This is a genomic window from Rhodoferax sp. GW821-FHT09E07, from assembly GCF_059416145.1.
Genome location: NZ_JBWKOP010000004.1, coordinates 96,904 through 108,295, shown reverse-complemented (window position 1 = coordinate 108,295; position 11,392 = coordinate 96,904). Strand labels below are relative to the sequence as shown.

The following is an 11,392-nucleotide window of genomic DNA, read 5'->3' as shown; positions in this document are numbered from 1 at the left end:
GGGGACACCATGTTGAACAATGGCAGAGGCAGTCATGTCGGGGGGCCGTGGGCCCTTGTGCTGGCGTTGGTATGTGCGTTAGGGCAGCCACTGGGGGCATGGGCCGCCGACGCCTGTGACAAGCTGGTAGTCACCGGCAACCCCGAGTACCCGCCCTACCTGTGGCGCGACCCCACCGATGACACGCGTCTGGTCGGCGCCAATGCCGACCTGATGCAATTGCTGGCCAAGGAAATGGGGGTCAGCATCGAGATGAAATATGTGGGCAATTGGGCGCGCGTGCAGGAGGTGGTGCGCAGTGGCCGCGCCGACATGATTGCCGGCGCCTTCTACACGCTGCCACGGCTGGAGTACATGGATTACTTCTACCCGGCGTTTCGTGAGACACGATCGGTCATCTGGGTGCAGGCGAGCAAGCCCATCAAGTACCGGAAGTGGAGCGACCTGCAGGGTCTCAAGGGGGTGACCGTGATCAACAACAGCTTTGGTGAAAGCTTTGACCGCTATGCCAAAGAGTCACTGACCATTGACAGTGTCGCCAGTCTGGAAAATGCCCTGAAGGTGCTGCAGGCCGGGCGCGTGGACTACCTGGTTTACGAGGAAGACCCCGGCCTGGCCTATGCCGCCAAGATGGAAATCACTGGCCTGCGCACCGTGTCACCGTCCATCAGCAACGAGAGCCTGTATGTGACGCTGTCGCACAAATCCCCCTGCAACACCGGCGAGTTTCGTGGCCGGGTGTCCCGCGCGCTCTACACCTTGCAAAAGCAGGGCGTGATGAACAAACTGATTGAGGCAAACATTCAGCTCTGGCGCAAGCAGGCAGGCAAGTAAGCTTCTTGAGGAAAAAGGCCTTTAGCCCCCGTGGAATGTGCGCTAGCAGCTATTGAAACCATAGCGCTTTGAACGTATCCCGGAACACCCAAGCCCCCACGCCAGCCAGGTTGCCCACTACCGTCAGCCAGTACATCGCCTGAAAACTGGCCTTGCTGGTCTTGTGCCGCAACACACGCTGCGCCACCCGCGCTGCGGGCCAGCCGCCCAGCAGGCTGAGCAGGTGCAGCGTGTTTTCCGGGGTGCGCCACTGGCCGGTGCGGGCGGCGTGCTTGTCGCGCGCGTAGAGCGCGAAGGTCAGCAGGTTGAGGACGGCCCAGGCGGCAACGAGCCACAGGGCCATGGGAATTAGCCGGCCAGTGCCACGTAGACGTTCTGCACGTCGTCGTTGCCGTCGATGGCGGCCAGGAAGGCTTCCACTTCTTCCAGTGCTTCGGCGCTCAGGCTGCTGGGGTCCACCGGGTTCTTGGCTTTGTAGCCCAGCTTGGCGGACAGCACGTTGAAGCCGAAGTTGGGCAGGGCGCGGCTCACCAGGTCCAGGTCGGTGGGGTCGGTATAAAAGACGGTGTTGCCTTCTTCGTCGCCGGGCTCAAAGTCTTGGGCACCCGCTTCGATGGCGGCGACTTCGGGGTCGGAGTCTGCTGCGGTGGGCGCGGCTTCGATCATGCCCAGGTGGTTGAAGTCCCATGCCACGGAGCCGCTGGTGCCCAACTGGCCCTTGCGGAACAGCACGCGCATCTCAGGCGCAGTGCGCTTCACGTTGTCGGTCAGGCATTCCACCATTACGGCCACCTGGTGCGGGGCAAAGCCTTCGTAGATCACGTGCTCATAGTGCACCACTTCACCGGTCAGGCCAGCGCCCTTTTTGATGGCGCGGTCCAGTGTGTCCTTGGGCATGGAGACCTTGCGGGCCTGCTCCACCACCAGGCGCAGCTTGGCGTTGGCGGCCGGGTCGGCACCGCCGCGTGCGGCCACGGTAATTTCTTTCACCAGCTTGGTAAACAGCCGGCCCTTGGCATCGGCCACCAGGGCCTTGCCCTTTGCTTTCCATTGCGCGCCCATAGCGAATCTTTCTGAGTTGGATGGCGGATTTTACTTGGCGGCCTGGGCCGCGATGGCGTCTTTGGCGCTGCGGCGCCATTGCTCAAAGCGCAGTTCCACCTGGGTGTGGAAGGCGTAGCTGGCCACCAGGCTCAGCACCCAGCTGGCGGCGATGAAGACCAGCGCCCATTCAGCATCGTCCAGCTCTAGCTCGGCCCAGAGCGCATTGGCCAACAGCAGCACCGAGAAGTGCACCAGAAACAGCGCGTACGAGGTGCGGCTCAGGCGGCCCACCCAGCGGTCCACCGCGCGGGGCAGGGCCAGGCGATAGCTGCCAAAGGTGGCCAGCACGGCCGAGACGCTGAGGGCCAGCGCAATGCGTGAGCGGAAGTCCACCACCAGGGAGGCCAGGCCCGCGCTTAGCGTCGTCAGGTACAGGCCCAGTGCCATCACACCATGGCGCGCCCGTAGGCCGCCCCACCAGGCCAGTGCGCCCAGGCCATAGGCGCCAAAGAAGTAGGGCGCCCAGGCGTCCAGCGAGGCATCCATGTTGAACCAGGTGAGCGAGGCCACGGCCAGCGCCGCCACCAGACCCAGGCTCAACAGGCGCTGGCCGCGGCCCAGCCACAGCAGCAGCGCGATCATGGCGTAGAGCTGAAAGTCGATCGCCACATACCAGACGCCGGCGGAAAGCGATTCCACGTCCAGCACACTGTGCAGCAGACTGGCGTGGGCCGCCAGTTGTGCCAGGCTGGGCGCGGCGGGCACCAGGTCGCCGTCCAGATGGGGGCGGGCAATGGCCGCACACAGGATGGTCAGGCCCAGCGCGGCGGCGAACGGCACCACCAGGCGCAGGTAGCGCTGGCCCAGCGCCTGCAACACGCTGGGCGCGCGGCGCACGGTGAACGCCATGCCGCGTGCGGCCAGGTAGCCGGCCACGACAAGAAACACCTGTACGGCAATGCGCGCGTCGTCAAACAGCCACTCGCTGGCCGTAGGGGCTACTTCGGCCGCGGCATCGGACAGCGGGCCGTAGGCTGAAAAGTGGTGCAACACGATGCACTGGGCGGCAACGACTTTAAGGATGTCGATCAGGCGAAACTGGGGGGAGGGGGCGCGGGCGGCAGTCATCAAACAAAAAGAGGCCGGCCTGTTTCAGGCCAGCGTGTACAGCGGTATGTCTTTGGAAAGGGCCAGCGCATCCAGTTGCTGGCGGGTTTTGCCAGCCAGAAAGGCGGCGATGGCTGCGTGCGCCTCGGGGGCGAACAGGGCCAGAAGCCCCGATTGTCGCAGACCCGCCTCGGCACCCAGTGCGGCGGCAAAGTGGGGTTCCAGCGCGGCCAGGGCCACGCGGCCGTCTTTGCAGGGGTAGACCCGGTAACCCGCGTGGCCCCCACCCACGGCGGCACCCGGCGTGGTGAGGCCCCAGCTGCGCGGCAGGGCCAGGTAGCCGGCGGCGTCGGACAGTGCCACTTCCAGGTAGGTGCCCTTGCCTTTTTGCAGCTGGTGCAGTCGGGCCTGCAACACGGCCTCGGACGCCATGAGGGAGCCGCCCATGTCGGCGTACAGCGTGGGCGGCAGGTCCAGCCCGGTCACCAGACCGTTTTCGGCCAGGTAGGTCAGGTCGTGACCGGGCTCCTCGGCGCGCGCGCCGGGGGCGCCGACGATGGCCACGACCGAGAGCTCGGGGTACTGTTTGCGCAGCAACTTCCACTCCAGCCCGAGCTTCTTGAGCGCGGAGGGGCGAAATGAGGTGAGCAGCACATCGGTGCGGGCCAGTTCCTTGTGCAGGGTTTTCTGGCCGGCCTCGGTCTTGAGGTCGGCGCTGGCGATCTTCATGCCCGCGTGCAACGTGGCATAAGCCTTGGGGTTGTAGGCGCCCATGGGATCGCCCTGCGGCGGCTCCAGCTTCACGCAACTGGCGCCCATGGCGTGGCAGCGCATCAGCGCGGCTGGTCCCGGCAGGTTCAACGCCAAGCTGAGGATGCGCACGCCCTTGAGTTGACGCAGCAGTTGGGCGGCGGTGGCGGGTTTGGAAGCGCTGGTAGTCATGGTGCGTGCTATCAAAAGTGAAGCTGCTCGCGCATATTTTACGAGGGCTAGAAGCCTATTTGTTATGCAGCTGTCGCCAGTTGGACTGCCCATGGCTTGAGCCAGGCGATGGCGTCTTCCTCTGGCTGGGTGGTCTCCATGGCGTCCAGCACGCAGATCTCACCCACGCGCTGGGCGCCCAGGTCGCGCAGGCGTTCGTCAAACTGTTTGCCACCGCCCATGAAGCTGTCGCCATAGCTGCTGTCGCACAGCGCCACCAGGCCAAAGCGCACATGGCCCAGGTATTTGGCCTGGGCATCCAGTGAGTGGAACAGCGCTTGCGCGTTGTCGGGCACATCGCCGCTGCCGGTGGTGCTGGTGCAGACAATGAAGGCACCGGGCTGGTCAAAGATGCTGATATCCAGCCCGTCCATGGGCAGTACGGTGATCTGGGCCGCAATGTCATCGGCGGCCAGTTGCAGGGCCTGGGCCACAGCGCTGGCGTTGCCATGCACGGTGCCCACAAGAATGGTGATTTGCATAGGGGTTCTCGGAGGGTGGCGCCGATGATAGGGGCAATAATGGAGCACCTATTCTTGCCAGGTGCACCCGTGACCACAGACCAGCTCGGTTTTGACTTTTTGCCCGATTTGCCCACGCTGCCCAGCACCAAGCCGGCAGCCAAAAAGCGTGCGTCCAGTGCCGCCGCCAAGGCGCCGGCCACGGCCCGCGCAGCGCCCACTGTCGTGGCAGAGGCCCTGCCCGCCGTGCAGGCTTCGCCGCTGGACGCAGAGGCTGCGGCCCGCCTGCTCGAAGCCCACCCCGACTACCGTGTGCAGCGCCGCCTGGTGCCCCGGCTGAACTGGCCCACGGCGCAGGGCGCGGTCAAGCGCATTCTGGTGCTGGACACGGAGACCACGGGCCTGGATCAGGCCCGCGAAAAAATCATTGAACTGGCGTTGTTGCGCGTGGACGTGGACACCGCCACCGGCCTGCCTGTGGGGCCGGTGCAGGTGTATGACGGGCTGGAAGACCCGGGCAAGCCGATCCCGGCCGACGTGGTGAAGATCACCGGCATCACCGATGCCGACGTGCAGGGCCAGGCACTGGACCTGGACCGTGTGGCGACGCTGCTGGACGGGGTGGATGTGGTCATTGCCCACAACGCGGGCTTTGACCGGCCGTTTGTGGAGAGCCGCTTGCCGCAGTTCGCCAAGGTGGCATGGTCTTGCTCGTTTGCCGACATTGATTGGAAGGCCCAGGGCCGCGGCTCTGCCAAGCTGGAGAGCCTGGCACAGGAGCTGGGGTTGTTTTACGACGCCCACCGCGCCGAAATGGACTGCCACGCGCTCTTGGCCGTGCTGGCCGTGCCGCTGCCGCATGCCCCCCACACGGGCCTGGCCCAGCTGCTGGAGGCCGCCAACCACCCCAGCTACCGCCTGAGCGCCACCAATGCGCCGTTTGATGCCAAAGACCTGCTGAAGGCGCGCGGCTACCGCTGGAACGCGGACCAGCGCGTCTGGGCCACGCGCCTGGCCGACGACGCGGCGCTGCATGCTGAATTCGACTGGCTGCGCGAACATGTCTACAACCATCGTCACGCTGCAGTGCAGATCGAGAAAATGGACGCGCTGACCAAGTACTCCAACCGCGGCGGCGTGGTGGTGCACCAGCAACTGTGAACGGTCCTTTGGCGGAGGTACCCCATGCTGACCACCTACCAGGGAAGTTGCCACTGCGGTGCAGTGCGCTTTGAGGCCGACCTGGACTTGACCGCGGCCACCTACCGCTGCAACTGCTCCATCTGCAGCCGCACCCGTTTTTGGCACGCGGTGGTGCGACCCGGCGCGTTTCGACTGCTGGCGGGCGAGGGGGCGTTGACCGAGTACCTGTTCAACACCCGGCTCAACCAGCACTACTTTTGCCGCCATTGCGGCGTACGTGCCCATGGTGTGGGCAACACGCCCGAAGGACACCAGATTTACAGTGTGAACCTGGGGTGCTTGGAAGGCGTCAGCCCGCAGACCCTGGCCGCTGCGCCCGTGGTTTTTATTGACGGTCTGCATGACAAGGCTTCGGCACCCGCCATCACCAGTTACCTGTAGGTCGTTGTATGCAAGCCCCCGGTTCATCCACCATCACCCTGATGGTTTTGCTCCCGTTGATCGTCTGGCGCGTGTACTCGCGCTTTCGCCGCTTGGTGGGGCGGCAGCGCCTGTCCAAGGTGCGGCCCTGGGTCACACTGGTGATTTTTCCGCTGCTGTTTGTCATCCTGGCCTTGGCGGCCCACGCGCACCCGGAGCGCCTGTGGTGGCTGGCCGCCGGGGTGGCCGGCGGCGTGCTGCTGGGGCGCTTCGGCTTGGGGCGGACGCGGTTTGAACCAACGTCCACGGGACTGTTTTACACGCCCAATGCGCACCTGGGCATTGCGCTGTCACTGCTGTTTGTGGCGCGCATCGCCTACCGTCTGGTGGAGGTTTACGGCATGCAGGCCAGTGGGTCGCACGGCCTGGATGACTTTGCCCGCAGCCCGCTCACGCTGGCGGTGTTCGGGCTGCTGGGTGCGTACTACGTCACCTATGCCATCGGTCTGGTGCGTTGGCGCTGGGCGGTGCTGCGGGCCAAACGGGAGCGGGAAGCACGGCAGGTCTGAGGCCCAGAATGTGTCGGCATGTAACTTGCATTCCCTGTCAACCATAAGGTATGACATGGGTAATCAATGGCGGTCTTCGTTGGCGCTCTTCTGGACTTAGCCCCAAAGTTGGGCATTTCTGTTCCCCTGCGGGCCAAGCTGCGCACGGATACCGACCACGCGTCTGCCGTGGAGGCCACCGCGGGGTTTGGTCTGTGGTGGCATGACGTGCACAGCGGGCAGGTCTTGCTGTCCAGCCACGCGGCAACCCTCCTGGATGTGCAGGGGCGTCACCACAAGAACCTGGACGAGTGCCTGATCCACGTGGTGCCCGATGATGCGGCCCGGCTGGCGGCGCTGCTGTCGGACAAGACTGCGCCCTGTACCGGGAGTATGGAGGTGCGCGTGCTCAGTGCGGCCGAAGGTATGCGCTGGCTGCGTATTTCTACGCTGCCCGCTGATGCGCAGCACCCACAATTGGTCAATGGCATGCTGCAGGACATCAGCCCCGTCAAACATGCGGCAGTGCGCGAGCGCCTGGGCTTTGAGCTGACCGAGTACCTCGTGGGCAGCCATGCGCTGGGTGACGCCATTGACAACGCCATTCAGCTGATCTGCAAAAACCTGGGCTGGGAGTGGGGCGCCTACTGGGCCATGGAGGAGTCGGGTCTGGTGCAGCCGCACCTGTCCTGTAAAAACTTTTGGCACCCTGCGGACTACGACCTGGCGGAGTTTTCGCAAGCCAGCACCAGCCTGTTCATGCAGGCTGGGCAGGGCCTGGTGGGGCGGGTCTGGGAAAGTGGCGAGGCGCAGTGGGTGGAGAGCATGGGCAACGACCCGCGTTTTCTGCGCCATGCCAGTGCCCGCGCCTGTGGCCTGTGGTCGGGCTATGTGTTTCCAGTGACCTACGTGTCGGACGATGGCGTGCACCACCGCCCGGGCGTGCTGGAGTTCTACAGCAGCCTGTCGCGCCAGCCAGAGGCCCAGTTGCCCAAGCTCTCCAAGACCATTGGCGCCCTGATCGCCCAAACCGCGGGGCGCCTGGAAAAGGAAGCGGAAATTCGCCACATGGCACAGGTGGACGAGCTCACCGAGCTGGCCAATCGCGGGCACTTTTATGCGCTGCTGGACCGTCGCTGTGCGCGAGCGGCCAGGGCCAATACCGGGTTCGGGCTGATGTATATCGACCTGGATCGCTTCAAGCCCATCAACGATGCGTTTGGCCATGAAGCAGGCAATGTGGTCTTGCGCGGGTTTGCGGCCCGGCTCAAGCAGGTGGCACCTGATGACGCCGTGGTGGGGCGCTTGGGGGGGGACGAGTTTGCGGTGCTGGTGCCCTGCCGCAACGATGCCGATCTGGCCCGCATTGCCGAAGAGATTCTGGAGGCCGCCCGTACGCCCTTCGAGTACGAGGGCATCGAGCTCACGGTGTCGGCCAGTGTAGGCATCAGCCGCTTTCCCGACAACGGCCTGACCAGCCCGGAGTTGCTACGCAGCGCCGATGCGGCGATGTACCGCGTGAAGCAAAACGGCCGCAACAACAGCGATGTCTTCTCCAACAGCAGCCCCAATTTGCTGGCGCAGCAGCAGGCCACCATTGCCCGGCGGCTGGCCATTGAGACGGAGCTGCACCATGCGCTGCAGGACAACGCCCTGTTCCTGGCTTACCAGCCGATTTTCGACATTGCCTCGGGCCGCATGCATGCAGTGGAAGCGCTGGTGCGCTGGCGCCGCCAGGACGGCACGCTGGTGTCGCCGGACTTGTTCATCCCCATTGCCGAGCAGAGCCACCTGATTGTGGAGATTGACCAATGGGTGATGGCGCAGGCCTGTCGCGACCTGGCCACGTTGCGTGGGGCGGGCTTTGCGGGGCTCAAGGTGCACGTGAACATGGCGGCCACCGAATTTGCCAACAGCGCCTTGCCCGAAAACTTGCGCCAGCTCACGGCGTCGTTGGGGGTAGACCCCAGCAGCATTTCGCTGGAGCTGACCGAGGGCATGCTGATGCAGCACCCCGAGCAGGTGGTGCGCGTGATGCATGACCTGCGCAAGCTGGGCTTCGAGATCAGCCTGGACGACTTTGGCATGGGGCATTCCTCACTGTCCATGCTGAAGAACCTGCCCATTTCCTCAATGAAGGTGGACCGCTCGTTTGTGCGGGACCTGCCAACCCAGGAACGGGACCGTGCCATTGTTACGACCATTGTCGACCTGGGCCAGCACATGCGGCTTGACGTGATAGCCGAAGGCGTGGAGACGCTGCCCCAGTTGAAGGTGCTGCGGCAGGCCGGCTGCACGCTGATCCAGGGTTTTTTGCTGAGCCGACCGCTGAGTCTGCAAGACCTGTTGCTGCAGTTTCCTGAAGGAAAAAGCCCTACATTTTTTTGCTAGGGTATTCAGGCAAAAGCGTCGGCCAGCGACCCCCGGGGAATTACTTCTTCATTTCGTCCTTGGCCATTTCGTCTTTAGCCATCGCGTCTTTTTCCATGCCATCTTTCTTCATGGCGTCCTTCTTCATGGGGGCTTTTTTGCAGTCTTTGCCCATGGCGTCTTTGCTCATGCAGTCTTTGGTCATGCCATCTTTGCCCATGGCGTCCTTCTTCATTTCGTCGGCAGCCATGGCGCCCGTAGTGGCCAGCAGCATGAATGCAGAGAGGAGGGTGGCAGTCAGTTTTTTCATGGTAATTCCCGTAAAAGTGTGGAGAGTGGTGTGGCAGAAGTGCCGGTGTTTGGACGTACCTGAGCCGAGCTCAGCTACCTCCGAACCAGTTGTACCCTTGGTCTTCCCAGTAGCCGCCAGGGTAGGTGTTGGTGACGAAAATCGCTTGAATGTGTTTGGGGTTTTTGTAGCCCAGCTTGGTGGGAATCCGTAGCTTCATGGGAAAGCCGTACTTGGGTGGCAGGGGTTGGCCGTCGTAGGTCAAGGCCAAGGTGGTTTGCGGGTGCAACGCTGTAGCCATGTCAATGCTGGTGAAGTAATCGTCCGAGCACTTGAAGCCCACGTACTTGGCGCTCAGGTCGGCCCCCACGCGGCGCAGAAAACTGCCAAACGACACACCACCCCATTTGCCGATGGCACTCCAGCCCTCTACACAGATATGGCGGGTCACCTGTTCAATCTGGGGCATGGCCTGCAGCTCTGGCAGTGACCATTTGCGTTTGTCGGCCACCAGGCCGGTGACTTCCAGGCGGAACGCGCCGCCGTCAATGTCTTGCACCTCGTCTTCGCTGTAAAAGGCGTTGAACGGAAAGGGCCGCGTGATCATCGAGTCCGGGTAGGTGGGGGCCAGTCGATTGGGGTCAAACAGCCAGCCCTGCACCTCATCGTTCATGCGGGAAATGCGGGTCAGCGCGGTTTCGACACTGCTGTCATCCACCAGGGTGCAGCCGGTCAGCATGGACAGCCCGCCGAGCGTGAGCGAGCGGCGCAGGAAGTTGCGTCGGCCCGATTGCATATCGGGGTTGGCGTAGGCAAGGCGGGCCACGGCGTCTTGCAATACGGCGGGGCCGTCGATGTCCAGGCGCTTGGGGGTTCGGATGTTCATGATGTTTCTCAGCGGCCGCGGACCATATAGACCAGGGTGCGCGGTACCAGTGCGACCATGACCAGGTGAATGACAACAAAGCCAACCAGTGTGGCCATGGCTGCGAAATGCACAAGGCGCGCGCCTTCGTAGCCGCCCAGCAGGAACCGCAGCAATGGAAACTGCACGGATTTCCAAAGCACCAGGCCTGAGAGCACCAACAAGACGCTGTCCAACATCACAAACAGATAGGCCACGCGCTGCACCGCGTTGTAGTGGCGTGGGTCCGCGTGCGTCAGGCGGCCGCGCAGGGCAGCCTGCACGTCGGTTATCAGGGCTTTGCGGGAGACCGGAAGGAAACGGTTGCCAAGGCGCCGGGTGGCGAGGTTCAGTACCAGGTAGGCCAGGCCGTTGATGCCCAGCACCCACATGGCAGCAAAGTGCCACAGCAACGCACCACCTAGCCAGCCCCCCAGCGTGATCTCTTTGGGGAAGACGAAGCCCAGGAAGGCGGTTGCGTTGTAAATCTTCCAGCCGCTCATCACCAGTACCACCACGGCAAGGGCGTTGATCCAGTGCATGACGCGTAGCCAAGCAGGATGGACGGGGGGCGTTTTGGTTTGCATGGGCGTTAGTCACGCACTCCGCGCCGTTCTTACAAAAATCCTGTATTTATTTTTGTGAAGGTGTTTTCACCCGTTCGGGGGATGGGCAAATCCGTTGCGTTTTTTTAGACTTCCTGCTTCAGGGAGAGAAAGCGTGAACAAAAAACAAATCAAAGCCAAGGTGGATGCCTTGCTGACCGCCGGTGTGGGAAAAACGGCCGTGTTCCGGCTGCTGTCCGGGCACGGTGTGCGCGACAGCGTGCTGGCGCACTACATCGCATCGCATGTGGATGTTGCCGAGGTGGACGAGCATGCCGACAAGGTGGACCGCCTGCTGTGGGTCATGTATGCCCAGGCGCTGCTGGGGCTGTGGATCGGTTGGGGTATGGCTGCCGCGTGGGGGCCGGGTGGCAAGGCGTTTGCGCTGCTGCTGTGTGCGGGGCTACCCCTGTTCTTTGCCTGGGGTTTTTACAAAAACCTCGCAGGGTTTTACAACGCCTACCTGCTGCTACAGGTGGCGCAGTTGCCCAAGGCATTCAAGGACTTCAACACCGACCCCGTCGTTACCCTAGTGGCGGTGGCCATCAACGTTGCGGTGCTCGCCTATGTCTGGTACGTGCGCTACAAACTGTTCCCGGACTTTCTGGTGTTCTCACCCAAAAAGCAGTCCGGCAAGTATGTGTTTGTAACGTAAAAGGCTTCTAGCCCCCGTGAAATATGCGCTT

The 11,392-nt window shown here is 63.2% G+C and carries 14 protein-coding genes; 6 read left to right on the top strand and 8 right to left on the bottom strand.

Going from position 1 to position 11,392, the window contains the following annotated elements; all coding sequences use genetic code 11:
* The first annotated feature begins 9 nt into the window (after positions 1-9).
* The gene (locus AC07OE_RS08810; protein ID WP_495070193.1) at positions 10-834 is read left to right on the top strand and encodes a substrate-binding periplasmic protein; all 825 of its coding nucleotides are present in this window, start codon (positions 10-12) and stop codon (positions 832-834) included.
* 49 nt (positions 835-883) lie between these two features.
* Here the strand turns inward: AC07OE_RS08810 and AC07OE_RS08805 are convergent, their stop codons facing one another.
* From AC07OE_RS08805 to AC07OE_RS08785, 5 genes are all read right to left on the bottom strand, one after another.
* Entirely contained in the window at positions 884-1,177 is a 294-nt protein-coding gene (locus AC07OE_RS08805; protein ID WP_495070192.1) for a DUF1294 domain-containing protein, read from the bottom strand.
* 5 nt (positions 1,178-1,182) lie between these two features.
* Positions 1,183-1,896 carry a YebC/PmpR family DNA-binding transcriptional regulator gene (locus tag AC07OE_RS08800; protein WP_495070191.1) on the bottom strand — a complete coding sequence of 238 codons (714 nt, stop codon included), beginning with the start codon at positions 1,894-1,896 and terminating at the stop codon, positions 1,183-1,185.
* A 30-nt stretch (positions 1,897-1,926) separates the two neighbouring features.
* Positions 1,927-3,006: an acyltransferase family protein gene (locus AC07OE_RS08795; RefSeq protein ID WP_495070190.1), complete on the bottom strand. Its 1,080-nt coding sequence runs from the start codon at positions 3,004-3,006 to the stop codon at positions 1,927-1,929.
* Between the two features lie 24 nt (positions 3,007-3,030).
* Positions 3,031-3,927 (bottom strand): CoA transferase, encoded by an 897-nt coding sequence (locus tag AC07OE_RS08790; protein ID WP_495070189.1) that lies wholly within the window; start codon positions 3,925-3,927, stop codon positions 3,031-3,033.
* 62 nt (positions 3,928-3,989) lie between these two features.
* The gene (locus AC07OE_RS08785) at positions 3,990-4,448 is read right to left on the bottom strand and encodes a flavodoxin domain-containing protein (RefSeq protein WP_495070188.1); all 459 of its coding nucleotides are present in this window, start codon (positions 4,446-4,448) and stop codon (positions 3,990-3,992) included.
* 69 nt (positions 4,449-4,517) lie between these two features.
* On the opposite strand from AC07OE_RS08785, the gene AC07OE_RS08780 reads away from it, so the two are divergent.
* From AC07OE_RS08780 to AC07OE_RS08765, 4 genes are all read left to right on the top strand, one after another.
* Complete coding sequence (locus tag AC07OE_RS08780) at positions 4,518-5,588, top strand: 3'-5' exonuclease (RefSeq protein ID WP_495070187.1); 1,071 nt, start codon at positions 4,518-4,520, stop codon at positions 5,586-5,588.
* A gap of 24 nt (positions 5,589-5,612) precedes the next feature.
* Positions 5,613-6,011, top strand: a complete 399-nt coding sequence (locus tag AC07OE_RS08775; protein ID WP_495070186.1) for a GFA family protein — start codon at positions 5,613-5,615, stop codon at positions 6,009-6,011.
* Between the two features lie 8 nt (positions 6,012-6,019).
* Positions 6,020-6,559 carry a CcdC protein domain-containing protein gene (locus AC07OE_RS08770; RefSeq protein WP_495070185.1) on the top strand — a complete coding sequence of 180 codons (540 nt, stop codon included), beginning with the start codon at positions 6,020-6,022 and terminating at the stop codon, positions 6,557-6,559.
* 108 nt (positions 6,560-6,667) lie between these two features.
* Entirely contained in the window at positions 6,668-8,929 is a 2,262-nt protein-coding gene (locus AC07OE_RS08765; RefSeq protein WP_495070184.1) for a putative bifunctional diguanylate cyclase/phosphodiesterase, read from the top strand.
* 40 nt (positions 8,930-8,969) lie between these two features.
* Here AC07OE_RS08765 and AC07OE_RS08760 read toward each other — a convergent pair whose 3' ends face one another.
* The 3 genes from AC07OE_RS08760 to AC07OE_RS08750 form a co-directional block, all read right to left on the bottom strand.
* Positions 8,970-9,218 carry a pentapeptide MXKDX repeat protein gene (locus tag AC07OE_RS08760; protein WP_495070183.1) on the bottom strand — a complete coding sequence of 83 codons (249 nt, stop codon included), beginning with the start codon at positions 9,216-9,218 and terminating at the stop codon, positions 8,970-8,972.
* Between the two features lie 70 nt (positions 9,219-9,288).
* Positions 9,289-10,083 (bottom strand): molybdopterin-dependent oxidoreductase, encoded by a 795-nt coding sequence (locus tag AC07OE_RS08755; protein ID WP_495070182.1) that lies wholly within the window; start codon positions 10,081-10,083, stop codon positions 9,289-9,291.
* 8 nt (positions 10,084-10,091) lie between these two features.
* Positions 10,092-10,688: a cytochrome b/b6 domain-containing protein gene (locus tag AC07OE_RS08750; RefSeq protein ID WP_495070181.1), complete on the bottom strand. Its 597-nt coding sequence runs from the start codon at positions 10,686-10,688 to the stop codon at positions 10,092-10,094.
* 133 nt (positions 10,689-10,821) lie between these two features.
* Here AC07OE_RS08750 and AC07OE_RS08745 point away from each other — a divergent pair, with 133 nt between their 5' ends.
* Positions 10,822-11,361, top strand: coding sequence for a hypothetical protein (locus AC07OE_RS08745; protein ID WP_495070180.1), 540 nt, complete (start codon positions 10,822-10,824; stop codon positions 11,359-11,361).
* The last annotated feature ends 31 nt before the right edge of the window (positions 11,362-11,392 follow it).